The organism is Candidatus Omnitrophota bacterium, from assembly GCA_028717245.1.
In the GTDB taxonomy this organism is placed as follows: Bacteria; Omnitrophota; Gorgyraeia; order Gygaellales; family Profunditerraquicolaceae; genus JAGUYA01.
In genome coordinates this window covers 19900-39801 of record JAQUOD010000004.1, presented here as the reverse complement: position 1 = coordinate 39801, position 19902 = coordinate 19900, and the positions used below count along the sequence as shown (strand labels likewise).

Sequence of the window (19902 nt, the reverse complement as noted above, 5' to 3'; positions counted from 1 at the left end):
CTTTATTTATTAACCCTTTAGAATGTGATTTATAATATAGGATAATACGATGAAGATCAAGTTCGGTAATAATGACCTGATTTTAGAAACAGGTAAAATGGCCAAACAGGCAAACGGCTCGGTCACCGTTCAATACGGAGGGACCGTGGTCCTGGTTACTGCCTGTATGTCCAAGGAGCCCAAGGAGGGGCGGGATTTTTTCCCTTTGACCGTAGAGTATCAGGAGAAGACTTATGCCGCCGGAAGGATACCCGGAGGCTTCTTTAAGAGGGAAGGCAGGCCGTCGGAGAGCGAGATTTTAACCGCCCGCCTTATCGATAGGCCTATCCGTCCGCTTTTTCCGTCCGGGCTCTTTAATGAAGTCCAGATTATGGCCATTGTCTTATCCAGTGACGGAGAAAATGACCCTGATATCCTTGCCGTAGTCGGGGCTTCCGCTAGCCTGTCAATATCCGACATACCCTTTAACGGCCCCCTGGCGTGCTGCCGGGTAGCTCATATAGATAACCAATTTATTCTTAACCCTACCTATGCGCAGATTGAGAGTTCGGATTTAGATTTGGTGGTGGTCGCTAATAGCAAGGGCATTGTGATGCTTGAATCTAAGGCTAAAGAGGTCTCGGAAGAGATATTCTTAGAGGCAGTTAAATTCGGCTTTGAGAATTTACAGGATTTAATCGGCCTGCAGGATGAATTCAGCCGTCAATACGGCAGGCCCAAAGCAAAGATTGAGTATAAAAAAATAGACCCGGCTTTACAGGATAAGGTTGAAGAATTATCTATAGAAAGATTAAAAGAAGTATATAAGTTAAGCAAGAAAGAAGAGCGCGAAGAAGAAGTAGATTTGTTAGCCAAGGAATTAGAGGCCAAGCTGACCCTGGAAGGGCATGAAGCAGTTGATATCAAGATGGCCCTAGTTGCCGTAGAAAAAGAACAGGTGAGGAAAAAGATTTTGGAAGAGAACGTGCGCATAGATGGCCGGGGGTTTAAAGATATCCGTCCGATTAGCTGCGAAGTTTCTGTGCTGCCACGCACCCACGGTTCGAGCCTCTTTACCCGCGGCCAGACCCAGAGCCTGGCAGTGACTACCTTAGGCACCGGAGAAGACGAACAGCTCATCGAGGCATTAGAGGGTGAAAAAAATAAATCTTTTATGCTGCATTACAGTTTTCCGCCTTTTAGCGTGGGAGAGACCGGGCCTGTACGCGGGCCGGGCCGGCGCGAGATAGGCCATGGCGCTTTGGCAGAGAGGTCGCTTCTGCCAGTTATGCCACCAAAAGAAAAATTTCCTTATACTATCAGGGTAGTCTCTGAAATTTTAGAATCCAATGGTTCATCGAGCATGGCTACGGTTTGCGCGGCCACGCTTTCGTTGATGGACGCCGGCGTGCCTATAAAGGATGCGGTAGGCGGGATTGCCCTAGGGCTGATTAAGGATGATTCTAAGGCATTGGTTTTAACCGATATCACGGGTTTAGAAGACCACTTTGGCGATATGGATTTTAAAGTTGCCGGGACAAAAACAGGTGTGACGGCAGTGCAATTAGACTTAAAGATAGACGGTATTGACCTGGATTTATTAAAGAGGTGCATTGCGCAGGCAAAAGAAGCGAGGTTTATAATCTTAGAAAAAATACAGCAGGCTTTAGCTTCGCCGCGCGGGGAATTATCGTCTTATGCCCCGCGTATAGAAGTGCTCAAGATAAATCCGGAGAAGATAGGCGGCCTTATAGGCCCGGGCGGTAAGACCATAAAAGCGATAATTGCCGCCACAGGAGCCAGTATTGATATTCAGGATGACGGGACTGTCCTGGTTGGTTCCACCGATGCCGCTAAATCCGATGAAGCGATCAAGATGATCAAGGCAATAGCCGAGGATGTAGAAGTAGGGCGTATATATATAGGTAAAGTAAAGCGGATTACGAATTTCGGGGCATTCTGCGAGATTGCTCCCGGTAAAGACGGCCTGGTGCATGTTTCAGAGCTTGCCGACCGCTTTGTCAAGAGCGTAGAAGAAGTGGTCAAAATCGGAGATGAGATTAAGGTCAAGGTTATTGGTATAGATGAGCTGGGCAGGATTAATCTGAGTAAAAAACAGGCAGAAGAAACAGCTGATGGTAAAAGTTAGAAGACTGAATGAGGCCAAAGGCGTAATCCTGGTAGCAATAGGCCTGATGGTTTTGGCCAGCCTCATCAGGTTTGAGCGTTTAGACCTTCCGTTTTATACTTCCCATCCTAATATTCCACCGAAAAACCTTTTAGGCATATTCGGCGCGTATCTGGGCGGAATAACCGTATTTTTGTTTGGCCGTCCAGTAAGCTTCCTCATACCTTTATTAATTCTCCTCTTGGGGATAAAATTCTTCCGGCAGGACATACCTTATTTAAGCATACCGAGGCTCCTGGGGATGTTGATTTTATTGCTCTCCATAAGCGCCCTGATCGGGATGTTTAATTTAAAGACTGATTTTACCAGGTTCTATTACTCAGGGTTCCTGGGGGCGCTTATCTCGAATTTTGTTACCTTGTATTTCAGTAGGTTGGGCGGATTTATTATCTTTATTACTTTTATCATCTTATCGCTGGCCTTAGTTACCGAGATTTTAATCTCCTCATTATTTTTGAATATCTTTAACAGGGCCCAGTCCTTTCTTAAACCCGCTTTTAGTTTTAAGAAGAAGGTTACACCCGTCTCGGTTAAGCCAATGCCCAAGGAGAAGAAAGAAACCAGGGAACCTCTGTTCCCTGAAGTAAAGCCGAGGATAGTTGATGCCAATAATAAAACGGCGTTACCTTCCAAACCCAAAATCCAGATAAAGGCCAAGCCCGTAGAATTAGAAGCCAGGGCCAGGCCCCAGGAGCTAAATATAGGCGATTATCAGTTACCTTCTTTGGATTTATTGGATTCGCCGCCTCCATTGGAAGCCAGGCAAATCAAAGAAGACCTTACCGCCAATGCGCGTATCCTGGAGGAGACCCTGGATGATTTTGGGATTTCGGTCAAGGTTACGGATATTGAGCGCGGGCCGATTATCACCCGTTATGAATTAGAGCCTGCCCCGGGAGTAAAGTTAAACCGTATCGTTGCCTTAAACGATGATATCGCCCTGGCCATGAAGGCGCAGTCAGTCAGGATTGTGGCTCCCATACCGGGAAAAGCCAGGGTAGGCGTTGAGGTCCCTAATATACAGAGCACCTTTGTTTATTTAAAGGAGGTAATCGCTTCTTCGGAATTCAAGGATTCCAAGTCAAAATTAACGCTGGTTCTGGGAAAGGATATTACCGGACAAGCGGTGATAGCGGACTTAGGCGATATGCCGCATTTATTGATTGCCGGCACTACCGGTGCGGGTAAAACCGTATGCGTTAACTGTTTGATTTTATCCATGCTTTTTAAATCCACTCCCAATGAGTTGAAGTTTTTGATGGTTGATCCTAAAATGGTGGAGCTGGCACCCTTTAACGGCCTGGCGCATTTGATTTGTCCTGTGGTGACGGACGCCAAAAAGGCAGCGGTTGCCCTCGGTTGGGTAGTGAGCGAAATGGAGGAGCGTTACCGGCTTTTAGCCAAGGTAGGGGCGAGGAATATCGAGGCTTATAACGAAAAACAGGAGAAGCTTCCTTATATCGTGGTAATCATTGATGAACTGGCTGATTTGATGACGGTTGCCCGCGACCAGATTGAAAATGCGATTACCCGCCTGGCGCAGCTCTCCCGCGCAGTAGGCATACATTTAATCCTGGCTACGCAGAGGCCTTCGGTAGACGTAATTACAGGCGTGATTAAAGCTAATTTTCCCGCGCGCATATCTTTTAAGGTTGCTTCTAAGGTGGATTCACGCACGGTCCTGGATATGAACGGAGCGGATAAACTCTTAGGCAGAGGCGATATGTTGTTTTTAAAGCCCGGAGAATCAAAATTAACCCGCGCGCAAGGTTCGTTAGTCAGCGATAAAGAGATTGAGAGGATGGTAGATTTTGTGAAGTCCCAGGCGCAGCCGTTTTACGATGAGGAAATACTTAAAGAACAACATAAATCTTTGGTAGTAAACGGCCAGAAAGATGAATTTTATGACCAGGCAGTCAGGGTTATCATGGAGAGCGGACAGGCCTCGGTTTCCATACTGCAGAGGCGCCTGCGTTTGGGTTATACGCGCGCTGCCAGGATTATTGATACAATGGAACAGGAAGGGGTCATCGGCCCTTTTGAGGGAAGCAAGCCCCGTAAGATCCTTATCGACAGAGAGGCGTGGCTGGAAAAGGAAATAATGCCGCCGCAGGAGATTAAAGAATGACGGAATCGGCAGGTGCAAGGCTGAAAAAAGTACGCCTGGAAAAAGGCTTGAGCCTGGAGGAGGTGCACAAAAAAACAAAGGTTCACCTGAATATCCTGCGGGCCATAGAAGAAGATAGCCTGATAGACTTTAGCCCCATATATATAAAAGGCTTCTTGAAGATTTATTGTCAATTTTTAGGCGTAGACCCGAAAGATTATATCGCCGGTTATAAGGAGCCGCAGGCTAAAGTCGAATACGTATCGGATTTTAAAAATAAACCGGTGCCGTTATTCAAAATACGGCCGCTGGCGATGTCTTATCTTAAGGCGATACGCATAAAACCCAGGATACTTCTGACGGTCATCCTGCTATTTGCTTTTATTATTATTGTATTCAACTTAGGGAAGTTTTTTTCCTCCAGGCATGGTCCTATAAAGTACAAAAAGGCCGGATCGGCCTCTCTTTCCGCGGTTGTCTCTAAAACGGAAAATAAGGCCAAGGTCCTCAGGGCGCAAGATTCATCCGTAGTGAAAATAATCAGATTAGATATACGCGCTAAAGAAGATTGTTTTATAAATGTTAAGACCGACGGTAAAGTGATGTTCCAGAACGTGCTCAGGAAGGGCAGGTCCGAAAGCTGGCAGGCCATGAATAAGATAGAGTTTTCTTTAAGTAATGCCGGCGCCGTGGAATTAGAGGTAAACGGTAAGCGTATCCAGAATTTAGGCAGGAAAGGCCAGGCCCTGAAGAATATCCTGATTACTAAAGAGGGCTTAAGCATTAAGCGATGAAAAATAAAACTACCATCGGGGTATTAAGCCTGGGTTGCCCGCGGAATCTGGTGGATTCAGAGAACGTCTTAGGCAGGCTCAGCCTTAAAGGTTATCCCATAGTGGATATAGATAAGGCAGATATTGCCGTGGTGAATACCTGCGCCTTTATAGAAGATGCCAAGAAAGAATCTATTGGTGCCATATTAGATTTGATTGATTTAAAAAAGAAGGGTAAGATTAAAAAGATAATCGTTTATGGCTGCCTGGCCGAGCGTTATAAAGAGAGCCTGCGCGGGCAATTACCACAAGTCGATGCCTTTGTGGGTAAGATTTCCCTGAATCATAGCTTGAAGACGTTTAACCTGACGCCTAAACATTACGCGTATCTTAAAATCTGCGAAGGATGCATCAATAACTGCAGTTATTGTATCATCCCGAATATAAAAGGTAAATTCACCAGCCTTGATGTAGCTTCTGTACTGGATAGGGTAGGGCAACTGGATAAAAATAAAATCTCCGAGCTGAATATTATCGGACAGGATATCACCGCTTATGGCCTGGATTTATGCCACGGTCTAGGGTTGGCCGGGCTCTTACAAAAGATAATCAAGAAAGCCAAAAATATCGGCTGGATAAGGCTCCTTTATTTATACCCCAGCCGTATCAGCGATGAACTATTGGAATTGATTAAAAACGAACCTAAGGTCTGTAAATACATTGATTTGCCTTTGCAGCACATCAATAACCGTATTTTGAAATTAATGCATAGACAAACGACCAGAGAAGCTATCTTGAGGATTATTGATGGAATCAGAAAGAAGGCCCCGGGGGCAGCCATACGTACGTCATTTATCGTAGGTTTTCCTTCTGAGACAGACAAGGAGTTTAGGGAGCTTATGGCCTTTATCAAAGAGGCGAGGTTTGAGAGGCTGGGGGCTTTTATCTATTCACGGGAAGAAGGGACTAAGGCATACGGCCTGAAAGGGCAGCTACCGCTTAAAATAAAAAGGGAGCGGCTCAACGCACTTATGTTAGAGCAACAGAAAGTTTCCCGTAAGATAAACGAAAAATTACTGGGCCGGACTATCAGCGTATTAATAGATGAGAGAGAGCAAGGCTCTTATTTAGGCCGCACCCAATACGATGCGCCTGAGGTAGACGGCCTCGTCTATGTCAATTCCAGCAAAATATTAAAACCCGGCGATTTTGTCCCGGTAGAGATTACGGATACCTTGGAATACGATTTAGTAGCTAAGGCATTGAATTGATATGAATACTGCTAATAAATTAACCATGTTGAGGATTGCCCTGACTTTTGTCTTCATGTTTTTTCTCTTTATCCACGGCCTGTGGGCAAAGGTTTTGAGCCTGGTTATCTTTATCTTTGCGGCCTTGTCGGATTTCTTTGATGGCAGGATTGCGCATAAGAAAAATATGGTTACGGATTTCGGAAAACTGATGGACCCCATCGCGGATAAAATCCTGGTATTGGCGGCTTTTACTGCCTTTGTGCAAATGCAGCTTATTGACGCCTGGATGTTTGTAATCATTGTCTCGCGGGAAATATTAATTACCTCCTTACGTTTATTCGCCCTGAATAAAGGAAAGGTGCTCTCAGCGGCCAAGGCAGGAAAGCACAAGACCATATCCCAGATGGCGGTGATATTCTGTATCCTGGGGTTTATTGTCCTGAAAGAAGTGATGCTGGCTTTCTTTACCTGGAACCCGGCCTGGGAGACATTTTTCCGTAATAGTATCTATATCCTGATGCTGCTTACTGTCGGGCTCACCCTTTATTCCGGCCTCTATTATCTCTGGGAGAACCGTAAAATAATCACCATACTTTAGGAATCTTATTGATGCGCCTGCGCAATATTATTATTAAGACTGCGGCTACATTTTTTTACCTGGGCCACCTGCCTTTTATACCCGGCACTTATGCCAGTGTAGCGGGCGTGTTCTTATTTTACCTGCTCAAAGGCAATATCTTTTTACATATATCGGTTACCGGGGCCTTGATGATTTTGGGATTTTTAGTAAGCGGCAGGGCAGAGGTTTTGTTTAATAAGAAAGACGCTAAATATATCGTAATAGATGAAGTCTCCGGAATGCTTCTGGCCCTTCTTTTTATCCCTTACGATATAAAGCTGGTAATTATAGCCTTTATATTATTTCGTATCTTAGACGCGTTAAAACCCTATCCCTCAAATGCCCTCCAGAATTTAAAAGGCAGCGCCGGCATTATGAGCGATGACATCATTGCCGGGGTGTACACCAATATTATCCTTCAGGTGGTTTTAAGGATGGCTTCTTTTAAGGCTTCGTAGAGAGGGCCTTTGGGGGTGAGGGTACTCTTAAACAGAGTAATCTTATTTACTTCAAATTCCAGGTTTTTCCCGCCAGATCCTGTTTTATCCTTTAGAATCCGAACTAATTTTTCCCTATTGTGAGGAGTCCTTATCCTGCCGATAGTAATATGGCAGGAGAATACCCGGTCTTCTTTAGGGATACCGATTCCGGAAATTTTTTCTTCCAGTTCTTTAGCTATTTGCTCGGTTTCTTTATCCCCTGAATCTACGCCTACCCAGATTACGCGGGGAGATTCTATCCTCGGGAATGCGCCTAGAGAACAGATGCATAGCGGGAATCTATTCTTTTCTGAAGCTACATCCTGAATGATTTGAGTAATCTTATCTAATTTTTCATCGCCAACTTCACCAAGAAATTTTAGGGTCAGGTGGATGTTTTTTGGTTCAACCCATTTGACGTCTGCGCCGCAGGTCTTAAGCTCGCCCTGCAATTGGCTTAAGTAGTCTTTGATTTCAGCTGGAAGTTCAATAGCAATAAAAGTCCGCATGGATTTAATTAATCTGTCGTTTTTCTCGCTGGTGAGGTAGCGGGTCCTCACCGCGTGGGCGCCTCTCGTCAAATTTTCCTCGAGGCATCCCCTGCGTCACCCGCTAAATGCTGACGTTCGCTCGAAAAACTTCAAATTCATCTATTTATCAGTAATTTTTTTAATAATTCTAGTGTTTTAAGGGCTGATTTTCTTCGTATGTTGGTTCGGTTACCGGTGAAGCGGAATTTCCTGCAGATTTTTTTATTTTTGCTATCAATAGCGATGAATACCGTGCCTACGGGTTTTTCTTTTGCGTCGCCAGCAGGGCCGGCGATTCCGGTTACGCCTATGCCAAAATCCGCCTTAGCTAATAATCTTACTGATTTTGCCATAAGACGCGCTATATTTTCAGAGACTGCGCCTCTTTTTTTAAGAATACTTGCGGGTATCTTGAGAATGTTTTCTTTGGCGCTATTGCTGTAAAGGACTAACCCTAAAATGAAATATTGGGAACTTCGGGGTAACTCGGTAAGAAGTTGAGAGAGGAGCCCTCCGGTGCAGGATTCGGCTACGGCAATAGCCTCTTTCTTTTTTATCAGGAGATTATGTATCTTTTTTACGATATGTAGCATAGTTAATATATTATTATAGCGGTTTTAAATGTATTGACACATTCAGCCGCTATACCTTTAACGCAACGGCTTCAGTGTCAACACTGAGTATAACATAGAAATAAATATTTGTATACGAATGTGTTGACAAGATAAGTTTTCTTGTTATAATAACCCTACATTAATCTTCGGGGTAAGGGCGTAAGTCCCGACCGGCGGTTAAGCCCGCGAGTCCGCCATAAAACTTTGGCGGACAGATCTGGTGATATTCCAGAGCCGATGGTTCCGCACAGGCGGAGGCCAATCCAACAAATAGGATTGGGTGTATAGTCCAGATGGGAGAAGATTTCCGCCACAAGGCGTGGCGGACTCGCCATGCAGTATGGCGAGAAGAATTCTCACCCGAAGATTAGCTTCGGGTATTTTATTAATGAGCACATAACTTATAGAGTAATGCTTTTGTTTGTTACGACATAATTTATGTGTGCGAATTAATCCGCCGAAGGCGGATAAGTTCGTGTAGACTCCGCTAGAGGTAGGGTGCACTCACTTATGTTAAATACAATTCCGGAAATACTGGATGAGTTAAAGCGCGGCCGCATGGTCATTGTCGTTGACGATGAAGAGCGCGAGAATGAAGGGGACCTGGTCATGGCCGCATCTTCTATTAAGCCGGAAGATATAAATTTTATGGCTAAATACGGACGGGGGCTTATCTGCGTGCCTATGGAAGAAGACAGACTAAAGGCCCTGGATTTACAGCCTATGTTAGAAGAAAAAAGCTTCTCTAATGGGCGAGATCCATTTTCTACTGCCTGGATGATTTCCGTAGATGCGGCTTATGGTATAACTACGGGGATTTCAGCTTATGACCGCGCCCGCGCTATAGAAGTCCTGATTGATCCCAAAACCCAGCCCCGGGATTTAGTCCGTCCGGGTCACATCTTCCCGCTAAAAGCGCTTAAAGGCGGGGTTTTGGTCAGGGCAGGCCATACTGAGGCGACAGTAGACCTGATGAGGTTAGCTGAGGTTTATCCTGCTGGCGTAATCTGCGAAATAATGGATGATAACGGCGCCATGGCGAGGTTGCCGCAATTATTAGAGTTTGCCAAGCAGCACAACCTAAAGATTTGTTCCATCGCCAGCCTCATCCAATACCGCCGCAGGTTTGAAAAATTAGTGGAGAGGATTTCTGAAACTGCTCTGCCTACGGAATTCGGGGCATTCCGTTTAATTTTATACAGGGATTTAATCAGCAGGCATTTTCATATTGCCTTGACCATAGGTGAATTAGACGCTAATCCCGCGCTTGTGCGCGTGCATTCCGAATGCCTCACGGGCGATGTCTTCGGCTCTTTACGTTGTGATTGCGGTAAGCAGTTAAAAAAAGCCATGGAGATTATCGGCAAAGAAAAGAAAGGCGTTATTCTTTACATGAGCCAGGAAGGACGCGGCATCGGGTTGATGGATAAAATCAAGGCCTATAATTTGCAGGATAAGGGCCTTGATACGGTGGAGGCTAATGAGGCCCTGGGGCATAAAGCAGACCTGAGGGACTATGGGATAGGGGCACAGGTTTTGGCAGACTTGGGCCTTAAGAATATCAGGCTTCTGACGAATAACCCCCGTAAGATTGTGGGCTTAGAAGGTTATGGCCTGAAGGTTGTTGAGCGTATCCCCTTAGAGATCCTGCCTAATTCATCAAACTACAATTATCTCAAGACCAAAAAAGAAAAACTAGGCCATAATCTGGATATAAAATAGAAGCATAACAGGAAGGAGGAAGAAATGACAAAGAGGATCGAAGGCAATTTGATTGCCAAAGGCAAGAAGTTCGCTATCGTCGCTTCGCGTTTCAATGATTTTGTAACTAAGGAGTTAGTAGCCGGTTGTTTAGATACCCTTATCCGTCACGGCGCAGGTGAGGAAGGTTTAACAGTTACATGGGTCCCCGGGGCATTTGAAATTCCGCTTTTAGCACAAGGATTAGCAAAGTCTAAGTCATATGATGCCGTAATCTGTTTAGGCACGGTCATCCGCGGCTCAACCCCTCATTTTGAGTATATTGCTTCAGAGGCAGCCAAAGGTATAGCTAAGGTTTCGCTGGATACGGGTTTACCGGTAATCTTCGGTATCATTACTGCCGACACTATTGAACAGGCAGTGGAGCGCGCAGGGACTAAGGAAGGTAATAAAGGCCGTGACGCTGCCCTTTCTGCTATTGAGATGGTGAATTTATTAACACAGATAAAATAATAACCTAATCCCGACGAATGCGTAAACGTACTATAGCCAGAGAATATGCCCTGCAGATCCTTTATCAGATAGACATCACTTCTGATGATAGCGATGTTTCTTTGGCTAATTTCTGGCAGGTCCACAGCGAGGAAAATATAGAGGAAGATATAAAAAAATTTACCAGCGAACTAGTTAAAGGGGCTATCGCTAATCTGCAGGCAATAGATGCCAATATCGCCCGCTACGCCGCTAATTGGCAGCTCAAGCGTATGGCGGTAGTGGATAGGAATATATTACGGTTGGCTAGTTTTGAGCTTTTGTTTCGGGATGATATACCGCTTAAGGTCTCTATCAATGAAGCGATAGAACTGGCCAAGCGGTATTCCGGGTTAGAAGCAAGCAAATTCGTCAACGGGATACTGGATAAAATAAAATCAGAGAAGAAAAAATGAAATTTGCCGACTTGCATCTGCATACCATTTTTTCCGACGGCACATATACTCCCGCTAAGCTAATTTCAGAGGCTGCCAGGTGCGGGCTCTCGGCTATTTCTGTGGTTGACCATGATACGGTTGAGGCGATCCTGCCGACACTACAGATAGCCAGGGAGCAAAATATCGAAGTCCTGCCTGGCATAGAACTTACTGCCGAATACGAAGGCAGCGAAATTCATATCTTAGGTTATCTGATTGATTACAAGAGAAAGCAGTTATTGGAAAAATTGGCCGTCTTAAAGAAAAACCGCATAGAACGTATCTATAAAATAACGGATAAGCTAAAGGATATAGGCATAAAATTAGAACCCCGTAGTATTTTTGATATTGCCACAGGCGGCACAGTAGGCAGGCTGCATGTGGCCAGGGCCATGGTCAAAGAAGGCCTGGTAGGTTCTATTTTTGAAGCATTCAGGAAATACATAGGGGATAAATGCCCTGCTTATGTCTTAGGTTTTAGATTATCGCCGCATGAAGCGATAGGATTAATCAAAGATTCAGGGGGTGTGCCTGTTTTGGCCCATCCCTATATTATCGATAAAGACGACCTCGTCTTTAACCTGATTGATTTGGGGATTATGGGTTTAGAGGCATATTATCCGGAACATTCGCAGTCGATGGTGAATTTTTATCTGGGGTTGGCTAAGAAATATAATTTAGTAGTTACCGGGGGTTCAGACTGCCACGGCGATGCCAAACCCGAGGCCAAAATAGGTTCGATTAAAATACCTTATGATTTGATAGATAAATTAAAAGAAGCGCAGCAGAATACATTACGTCCCTAAGCGCCATCTCTTTCATTAGAATATCCCACAGCTGTTACATAGGTATTAAAAAAATATGTTGAGAGGACACGAGTACTTTATGGATTTGGCTTTCAAGTTAGCCGTAAAAGGCCGGGGCAAAACCCTGCCTAATCCCATGGTCGGGGCTTTAGTGGTTAAGAACGGCCGGATTATCGGTAAAGGTTACCACGAGAAGGCGGGCTTAGCCCACGCAGAAGTTCTGGCTTTAGAGGATGCGGGCGCAAAGGCCAAAGGCGCAAGCCTGTATGTTACGCTGGAACCCTGCGCGCATTTCGGCAAAACTCCTCCCTGCGTAGATAAAATAATCAAAAGCGGAATAAAAAAAGTTATTGTCGGTATGCTTGATCCTAACCCTTTAAATAATGGCAGGGGTATGCAAATATTAAGGCAGCAGGGGATAAAAGTCCAGTCCGGGGTTTTAGAAGATAAGCTAAGAAGACTGAACGAAGCCTTCATAAAATATATTACCAGAAGGATGCCTTTTATAACGGTCAAGGTCGGCGAGTCTTTAGACGGTAAGATCGCCAGCCGTAGCGGCGATTCCAAATGGATAACCTCTGACAAATCGCGCGGCTACGCCCATCGTTTACGTTGCGGTTATGACGCGATTATGGTAGGCGTCAATACAGTATTAAGGGATAACCCTAAGCTCGATGCCTGGTTTCCCGGGAGCCAGCCGAAAAAGATAATAGTCGACAGCCAGTTGAGCACTCCGGATGAGGCAAATATATTTTCCCGTAAAGGCCAGGTTGTTATTGTGACGCTGCCGGTTAAGCCCGGGCAGGAGACGGCCAACAGGAAGGCATTGGCCCAAAAAGCAAAAATTTTAGAAGTAAGAGAAAAGGCAGGCCAGATTAATCTCAAACATATGCTGAAGAAATTAGCGCAAATGGAGATAAGCAATTGCCTTGTCGAAGGCGGGGGCACGTTAATCGGCTCTCTTTTTGATGAAGGGTTGGTCGATAGGGTATTATTTTTTATCAGCCCCAAGATTATCGGCGGAAAAGAAGCGATCAGTTCGGTGATGGGAAAAGGCGTAGCGCGCGTAGATAAGGCGATTAAATTAAAGAGAATACAGTTGAAAAAAATAGGGGAAGATTTCTTAATAGACGGATATGTTAATGAGCACATAAGTTACGGAACGAAGTGACGTAACTTATGTGTGCGAATTAACCCCGCCCTTTTGGCAAGGCAGGCAATCGTAGCATAACCTGCCCAAAAGAGCGGGGTAAGTTCGTGTAGACAATTTATGTTTCAGCCAAAGGCTGATCCGTCCTACGGCGGACACTAACGTTCCATAAATTGTGCACTCACTTATGTTTAGCGGAATTATCGAGGAGTTGGGAGAATTAAAAGAAATATCCAGGCGGGGTAATGTTACTTTATTGGAGATCCATGCCCCCGTAATATCGCCGGATACCAAGATAGGCGAGAGTATTTCCGTGAACGGCGCCTGCCTTACTGTCGTTAAAAAAGAACAGAGTGATTTGAGTTTTGAGGCGATGCCGCAGACCCTCAAGGCGACTAATCTCGGCTCTTTGAAGATAAAAGATAAAGTCAACCTGGAGCGTGCCTTGAAGATAGGGGAGAGGCTCTCGGGCCATTTTGTTACCGGCCATGTCGATTGTATCGGCATTATCAGGCAAAAGAAATATATAGACGCCAATCTCTGTTTTGAAATAGCCGTACCCATTGAATTCATAGCCTATATTCTTCCCAAAGGCTCTATAGCCGTAGATGGTATCAGCCTTACCATTATGGATAAAAGATCCAATACCTTTAGGGTTTATATAATCCCCCATACGCTTAAGAATACTACCTTAGGTTTTAAGGGGCCTTCCGATAAAGTGAATGTCGAATTCGACATCCTCGCTAAAGTAGGGACTGTCCCCGCAGAAAGCTAATCCGAAGCAAACCAAGGGGACTGTCCCTGCCAGTTACCGATTTACGTTATGTTAACTTCTAATTATTGCCAATCCGCTTAATTTTTGTTATACTAATTAATCTATTAGATTAACGGGGCGTGGCTCAGTTTGGCTAGAGCGCAGCGTTCGGGACGCTGAGGTCGGTGGTTCGAATCCACTCGCCCCGACTTAATTTATGAAAAAGCAAATCCGCGTTTATTACAGCGGCAGGGTGCAAGGCGTGGGTTTTCGTTTTACTGTCCAGGATATAGCCAGGGAATTAGGAGTCTGCGGTTGGGTAAAAAATTTAAGTGATGCAAGGGTCGAACTGGTAGCTGAGGCCGAAGAAGAAATACTCAAGATTTTTTTAGAAAAGATTAATCATTATTTCTCCAGGTATATTCAGGATACGGAAATGCATTGGCTCGCCGCTACGGATGAATTCAAAGAATTCGCTTTAAAATTCTAACAGAGGACAGTATCCCTCCTAGTAAGCAGTAAAAAAATGGCTACCGGCATAAGAAAAGAAATAGAAAAGCTAAAGGAGCAGATACGGCATCACGATTACCTTTACTACGTATTATCTGCGCCTGAAGTCTCGGATAAAGAATACGACGATTTGATGCGCCGGTTAAAGGGCCTTGAAGATGCGTATCCTCAGTTTAAGACGGACGATTCTCCCGCAGTCAGGGTTAGCGGCGGCATAATGGAGGGGTTCAAAACCATAAGGCACAGGCAGAAGATGTTGTCTCTGGATAATACGTATTCCTTTGAAGAACTGCGTGATTGGGATGTGCGTGTACATAAAGGGTTAGGCATAGATGCAAAGACAGAATACGTAGCCGAACTTAAGATTGACGGGGTAAGCGCAAACCTTACTTATGAGAAAGGAAAATTAACTTTTGGCGCCACTAGGGGAGACGGAGAGACAGGTGAAGACATTACGCAAAACTTAAAGACTATCCGTGCTATTCCCTTGCGGTTACTGGGAGAAGATGCCCCTGATTTGATTGAGATACGCGGGGAAGTCTATATGGAAAGCAGAGATTTCGCTGCCTTGAATAAAGAGAGAGAAAAAGAAGGAGAGATATTATTTGCTAACCCGCGTAACGCTACCAGCGGCTCTTTAAAACTTTTAGATAGAGGCGAGGTCGCCAAGAGGAGGCTTAACTTCTTTGCCCATTCCTTGGGAGAACATAAGGGCTTGCATATTTTGACTCAATGGGAATTCTTAGAGAAATTAAATAATTGGGGCCTGCGTACTAATCCGGGTTCTAAGCTCTGTAAGGACTTGGAGGAAGTAATTCATTACTGTAAGATCTGGCAGGAGAAGAGAGAAAAAATAACCTATGATATAGACGGTATAGTCATTAAAATAAATAACTTATCCCAACAGGAAAAATTAGGGTTTACCTTAAAGAGCCCGCGTTGGGCCGTGGCATATAAATTTCCTGCGCGGCAGGCAACAACCGAAGTTTTAAATATTAATCTCCAGGTAGGCAGGACCGGTGTAATCACTCCGGTGGCAGAACTCAGGCCTGTTGAATGCGCGGGGGTAATAATTAAACATGCCACGCTACATAATTTCGATGAAATCAAACGTTTAAAGGTCAAAATCGGTGACCGCGTATTGATTGAGCGGGCAGGAGAGGTCATCCCCAAGATAGTCAAAGTTGTGCAGAACAGGGGCAGGCGGGTTTTTGTAATTCCTAAAAATTGCCCTGTCTGTAAGGGCAAGGTAATAAAGGAAAAAGAAGAAGATGTCGCCTACCGCTGTATTAATCCGTCTTGCCCGGCGCAGCTTGAACGCGGGTTAATTCATTTTTCCAGCCGCTTGGCCATGGATATCGAGGGTATGGGCGAGGCAGTAGTAGAACAGTTGATCCGTAAGGGCTGGGTAAAGAATTTCGCGGATATTTATTCCTTAAATAAAGAAAAACTCTTAAAATTAGAATTATTCAAGGATAAGAAGGCCGAGAACCTGCTTTCGGCAATTCAAAAAAGCAAAAAACAACCCCTCTCCAGGCTTATCTATGCCTTGGGTATACGCCACGTAGGGGAGAAGTCCGCTTATGTGCTTGCCCGAAAGTTTAAGGATATGTATAACTTAATGCGGGCAAAAAGAGAGGATTTGGATAAGATATTTGAGATAGGGGCAGTATTGGCAGGATCAATCGTAGATTATTTTTCGCAGGACGATACGCGAAGGTTAATTGATGCGCTAAAGGAAACCGGACTAAATTTTAAAGAAGAGAATATACAAACCAAGGCAACTGTCTTTACGGGTAAGACTGTAGTTTTTACCGGGGAGTTAAAAGGTTATGCGCGTAGTGACGCGGAAGATTTAGTGCGCCGCTCTGGCGGGATTCCGAATTCTAGCGTAAGTAAAAATACGGATTTAGTAGTAGCAGGAGAGAACCCCGGGTCAAAATATGATAAGGCCAAAAAATTAGGGGTGAAAATTATTCATGAAAAAGAATTCGGGGGTATGTTGAAATGAAAGGCTATACGCTATACGCTATACGCTATACGCTTATTCTGTTTTTAATAGGTAATTTATTAGGTTGCGATGCCTTTGTGCGTAAATTTACGCGTAAATCTAAACGCGATAAACCTGCGCCAGAAATGGTCCTCATGCCCGAGGAATATAAGCCGCCGCCGATGACTAAGGAAGAGGTCTACCGTAAATATTTTATCTTCTGGAAAAGCTGGCAGGATGAACTGATAAATTCATTTATCGTAAGCAGCGTAAACCATAAGAAACAAATAAGCTGCGCCAACGAAGCCATAAAAAACCTGGAGCTGCTGAGGGCGGCTCTGCAGGAAAAAAAACAAAAGGAATTTGACGTTTATATTAACCGGATGAAGGCCTTAAAAGAATCTATCGCAGAGGATTTATACGGGAACAATATGCCGCAAAACCGCCTAAGCGCCGAACGCATCAGAAGAGGGATCATGCGCGATTTTTCTTATAGTAAGGTCAAAAATTACCTGCTATGATTTTAGAGACTCTTTGCCTGGGGCCGATGGAGGTCAATTGTTATATTCTCGCCCCTGCCCCTGACAGCCGGGCGATAATCATTGACCCGGGTTTTGAAAAAGAAAAAATAGAGCGGGTTTTAAAAAAATATAATTTGCAGGCAGAATTTATTATTAACACCCACGGCCACTTTGACCATATCGGCTGCGATGGTGAGTTCGGGATACCGGTATATATACACCGCCAGGATGCAGCCTTATTAAAAGATCCTAAGCGTAACCTATCTGCTTTCTTTATGTCTTCTTTTAGCCTGAAATCAGAGATCAGGATATTGGAAGATAAACAAAAGTTAGAATTAGGGCAGATGCAGCTGGAAGTAATCCATACACCCGGCCATACCCCCGGAGGGATTGCGTTACTGATGAAGAAGCCGGAAGAAAAAATATTATTTACCGGAGATACCTTGTTCTGCGGGGGTATCGGCAGGACGGATTTTCCCGGTGCAGATGAAAATTTACTTATACGGTCTATAAAAGAAAAGCTTCTCAAATTAAGCGATGATACCGTTATCTATCCCGGGCACGGGGCGTCTTCTACCATAGGAGAAGAAAAGAAGAATAATCCTTTCCTGAATTAAGATGCAGGAACTCGTAGAGGCCTTTTTAAATTATTTATCGGTTGAACGCGGGTTATCCCGTAACACCATTATTTCCTACCGTGAGGATATTAATGCCTATGCGGATTTTCTTAAAGCTTCCCGTATCGATAGTTTGTCTTCTGGCGCAAGGAGTGATGTCACAGACTTCATGCTTGCGCAGAAAGACAAAGGCTTAGCCGCCAATTCCGTGGCCCGCAGGTTGGCAGCGATAAAGGCATTCTATAAATTTTTGGTGAGGGAAAGATTTCTTAAAGTCGATCCCAGCGGATTGATAGAATCACCAAAGTTATGGAAGAAGATCCCTGATACGCTTTCGGTCAACGAAGTGGATGTGTTGCTTAGCCAGCCTAATATCAGAGATAAACAGGGCATAAGGGATAGGGCCGTTTTAGAGGCGCTCTATGCCACAGGTATGCGTGTTTCTGAAGCGGTGAATCTTAAAGTAGATAATGTTAATTTAAGCGTAGGTTTCTTGCGTTGTTTAGGCAAGGGCAGCAAAGAACGCATTATACCTTTAGGCAAAAAGGCGATAAGCAGTATCAAAAGGTATCTTGAGGTCAGCCGTCCGCAGCAGTTAAAAAATAAAGAAAGCGATTTTTTGTTCCTGAACCGCTTCGGCAGAAAAATATCCCGGCAGTCATTATGGAAGATAATTAAAAGATATGCCAGGCAGGCGCGGATTAAAAAAAGCATAAAACCGCACATCCTAAGGCACTCTTTCGCTACGCATCTGTTGGAAAGGGGGGCGGACCTGCGTTCAGTCCAGGAGATGCTGGGCCATGCTAATATTTCTACCACGCAGATTTATACCCACGTCAGTAAAGAAAGGCTTAAGGCAATACATAAGATGTTTCACCCCCGGCCTTAGGGTTAATTATCTTTAACAGTATCAGATAGTATCCGATATACTATTAAAGATTCAGGGAGTTTATAATAATGTTTATACACATTGAAAGATATTTGAATAAGCTACCGCAGGAGATCAGGGATTTGATATCTAGAGCCGGTACGCTGGCTTCTTCTGGTAACATGCCTGTTTATCTGGTGGGCGGTTTTGTGCGGGATTTGATCTTAGACGTCAGGAACTTGGATTTAGATATCGTAGTGGAGGCAGACGGGATAAAATTCGCCGAGATGCTCACCCGGAAGCTGAAAGCCAGATTGATCCGGCATAGGAGGTTTGGAACCGCCACTATTGTGCTGAAGAACCATCTGAAGGTAGATATCGCTACCGCCAGAAAGGAACGCTATCCGCAGCCTGCCGAGTTGCCGGATGTAACAAGCGGAGAACTTAGAGATGATCTGGCGAGGAGGGACTTTACCATAAATGCCATGGCCATAAGCATAAACCGGCAGGATTTCGGCAGGTTCATTGATTTCTTCGCAGGGAGAGAGGATTTACAGGCTAAAAAGATACGCGTATTACATGACCTGAGTTTTATTGATGACCCCACGCGGATATTACGGGCTGTCCGTTTTGAACAAAGATATAATTTTAAGATTGAACCTAAGACGCTTAAGTTTTTAAAAGAGGCAGTAAGCTTAAGAATGCTGGAAAAAGTGCAGCCGCAGCGTTTGCGCGATGAATTGATCTTGATGCTAAAGGAAAAAGATCCCTCCAGGCAACTGAGGCGGCTTAAGGAATTATCCGGATTAAAATTTATCAGCCCGGGGCTTTCTTTAAAAAAGAATACCGCTTTATTCTTGAAGGCCATCGCTAGAGAAATAAGCTGGTTTAAACAAAATTATCCCCGGCGCCGGCAACTGGACAGCTGGCTTATTTATTTTATCGGCCTGATAGATTCACTGGCCATGGATAAGATTAAGTCAGTCTGCAGGAGATTTGTTTTCCGCAGGGGCGAAGAAAAAAGGATATTGGACTATAAAAAAATCAAGCCCGGTTTTATCGCGGAATTGAGCCGGGATAAACTTAAAGCCTCCCGGGTTTTTAACCTACTTGAGCCCTTAAGTTACGAAATAATCATCTGTATCAGGGCGAAATATTCCCGCCAAAGCGGGATCCCGCAAAATGCGGGAAAAAATAAGAATATAAGAAAACATATCGCAGATTTCTTTACTACTTATAACGGCACGCGCCTGTATATTTGCGGAGAAGACCTGCGCCGCCTGGGCCTTGTGCCCGGCCCGCAGTATCAGAAGATATTCCATCGGGTATTAAACGCCAGGCTTGACAACATAGTTAAGACTAAAAAAGAGGAATTGGAATTAATCAGGAAGATAAGTAAGGACGCTTGATAGATTAGTTAACGAAGCAGCTACAATTCACGTCGCTACACTCCGTAAATTGTCTGCTCATTTAAA

At 44.5% G+C, this 19902-nt stretch carries 20 protein-coding genes, 1 tRNA gene and 1 riboswitch; of the genes, 19 read left to right on the top strand and 2 right to left on the bottom strand.

Annotated elements, in window-relative coordinates; genetic code table 11:
• Positions 1-49: 49 nt before the first annotated feature.
• The 6 genes from pnp to PHV44_03420 are packed head-to-tail and all read left to right on the top strand — an operon-like array spanning position 50 to position 7377.
• Entirely contained in the window at positions 50-2128 is a 2079-nt protein-coding gene (gene pnp, locus PHV44_03445) for a polyribonucleotide nucleotidyltransferase (GenBank protein ID MDD5592339.1), read from the top strand.
• Positions 2115-4295 (top strand): DNA translocase FtsK 4TM domain-containing protein, encoded by a 2181-nt coding sequence (locus PHV44_03440; GenBank protein MDD5592338.1) that lies wholly within the window; start codon positions 2115-2117, stop codon positions 4293-4295. Before pnp ends, PHV44_03440 begins: the two co-directional genes overlap by 14 nt.
• Entirely contained in the window at positions 4292-5068 is a 777-nt protein-coding gene (locus tag PHV44_03435) for a DUF4115 domain-containing protein (GenBank protein MDD5592337.1), read from the top strand. The genes PHV44_03440 and PHV44_03435 overlap by 4 nt, the downstream gene beginning before the upstream one ends.
• Positions 5065-6318 carry a MiaB/RimO family radical SAM methylthiotransferase gene (locus PHV44_03430; protein ID MDD5592336.1) on the top strand — a complete coding sequence of 418 codons (1254 nt, stop codon included), beginning with the start codon at positions 5065-5067 and terminating at the stop codon, positions 6316-6318. The genes PHV44_03435 and PHV44_03430 overlap by 4 nt, the downstream gene beginning before the upstream one ends.
• Before the next feature lies 1 nt (position 6319).
• Entirely contained in the window at positions 6320-6898 is a 579-nt protein-coding gene (gene pgsA, locus PHV44_03425) for a CDP-diacylglycerol--glycerol-3-phosphate 3-phosphatidyltransferase (protein ID MDD5592335.1), read from the top strand.
• Between the two features lie 11 nt (positions 6899-6909).
• A complete protein-coding gene (locus PHV44_03420; GenBank protein MDD5592334.1) occupies positions 6910-7377 on the top strand; it encodes a phosphatidylglycerophosphatase A in 468 nt (155 codons plus the stop codon).
• Here the strand turns inward: PHV44_03420 and thpR are convergent.
• The gene (thpR, locus tag PHV44_03415) at positions 7338-7958 is read right to left on the bottom strand and encodes an RNA 2',3'-cyclic phosphodiesterase (protein MDD5592333.1); all 621 of its coding nucleotides are present in this window, start codon (positions 7956-7958) and stop codon (positions 7338-7340) included. The two genes, PHV44_03420 and thpR, sit on opposite strands and share 40 nt — an antisense overlap.
• An 86-nt stretch (positions 7959-8044) precedes the next feature.
• The gene (locus PHV44_03410; GenBank protein ID MDD5592332.1) at positions 8045-8521 is read right to left on the bottom strand and encodes a CinA family protein; all 477 of its coding nucleotides are present in this window, start codon (positions 8519-8521) and stop codon (positions 8045-8047) included.
• Positions 8522-8680: 159 nt separating this feature from the next.
• Positions 8681-8851: riboswitch (FMN riboswitch) on the top strand.
• Between the two features lie 201 nt (positions 8852-9052).
• Between PHV44_03410 and PHV44_03405 the strand changes: the two genes are divergently transcribed.
• The 13 genes from PHV44_03405 to PHV44_03345 all read left to right on the top strand — a co-directional run bounded on the left by PHV44_03405 (position 9053) and on the right by PHV44_03345 (position 19836).
• On the top strand, positions 9053-10264 hold the full coding sequence (locus PHV44_03405; GenBank protein ID MDD5592331.1) for a bifunctional 3,4-dihydroxy-2-butanone-4-phosphate synthase/GTP cyclohydrolase II: 1212 nt from the start codon (positions 9053-9055) through the stop codon (positions 10262-10264).
• Positions 10265-10288: 24 nt separating this feature from the next.
• Complete coding sequence (gene ribE, locus PHV44_03400; GenBank protein ID MDD5592330.1) at positions 10289-10756, top strand: 6,7-dimethyl-8-ribityllumazine synthase; 468 nt, start codon at positions 10289-10291, stop codon at positions 10754-10756.
• 17 nt (positions 10757-10773) lie between these two features.
• Positions 10774-11190, top strand: coding sequence for a transcription antitermination factor NusB (nusB, locus tag PHV44_03395; protein MDD5592329.1), 417 nt, complete (start codon positions 10774-10776; stop codon positions 11188-11190).
• A complete protein-coding gene (locus PHV44_03390; GenBank protein MDD5592328.1) occupies positions 11187-12017 on the top strand; it encodes a PHP domain-containing protein in 831 nt (276 codons plus the stop codon). Before nusB ends, PHV44_03390 begins: the two co-directional genes overlap by 4 nt.
• Positions 12018-12096: 79 nt before the next feature.
• A complete protein-coding gene (ribD, locus tag PHV44_03385; protein MDD5592327.1) occupies positions 12097-13188 on the top strand; it encodes a bifunctional diaminohydroxyphosphoribosylaminopyrimidine deaminase/5-amino-6-(5-phosphoribosylamino)uracil reductase RibD in 1092 nt (363 codons plus the stop codon).
• 166 nt (positions 13189-13354) lie between these two features.
• Positions 13355-13942, top strand: a complete 588-nt coding sequence (locus PHV44_03380; GenBank protein MDD5592326.1) for a riboflavin synthase — start codon at positions 13355-13357, stop codon at positions 13940-13942.
• Positions 13943-14055: 113 nt separating this feature from the next.
• Positions 14056-14130, top strand: a tRNA-Pro gene (locus PHV44_03375).
• Positions 14131-14138: 8 nt separating this feature from the next.
• Positions 14139-14411 carry an acylphosphatase gene (locus PHV44_03370; protein MDD5592325.1) on the top strand — a complete coding sequence of 91 codons (273 nt, stop codon included), beginning with the start codon at positions 14139-14141 and terminating at the stop codon, positions 14409-14411.
• A gap of 36 nt (positions 14412-14447) precedes the next feature.
• A complete protein-coding gene (ligA, locus tag PHV44_03365; GenBank protein ID MDD5592324.1) occupies positions 14448-16442 on the top strand; it encodes an NAD-dependent DNA ligase LigA in 1995 nt (664 codons plus the stop codon).
• Complete coding sequence (locus PHV44_03360) at positions 16439-16942, top strand: hypothetical protein (GenBank protein ID MDD5592323.1); 504 nt, start codon at positions 16439-16441, stop codon at positions 16940-16942. Before ligA ends, PHV44_03360 begins: the two co-directional genes overlap by 4 nt.
• A complete protein-coding gene (locus tag PHV44_03355; protein MDD5592322.1) occupies positions 16939-17559 on the top strand; it encodes an MBL fold metallo-hydrolase in 621 nt (206 codons plus the stop codon). Before PHV44_03360 ends, PHV44_03355 begins: the two co-directional genes overlap by 4 nt.
• A 1-nt stretch (position 17560) precedes the next feature.
• Entirely contained in the window at positions 17561-18448 is an 888-nt protein-coding gene (gene xerD / locus PHV44_03350; protein MDD5592321.1) for a site-specific tyrosine recombinase XerD, read from the top strand.
• Positions 18449-18516: 68 nt separating this feature from the next.
• Positions 18517-19836 carry a CCA tRNA nucleotidyltransferase gene (locus PHV44_03345; GenBank protein MDD5592320.1) on the top strand — a complete coding sequence of 440 codons (1320 nt, stop codon included), beginning with the start codon at positions 18517-18519 and terminating at the stop codon, positions 19834-19836.
• Positions 19837-19902: the final 66 nt, after the last annotated feature.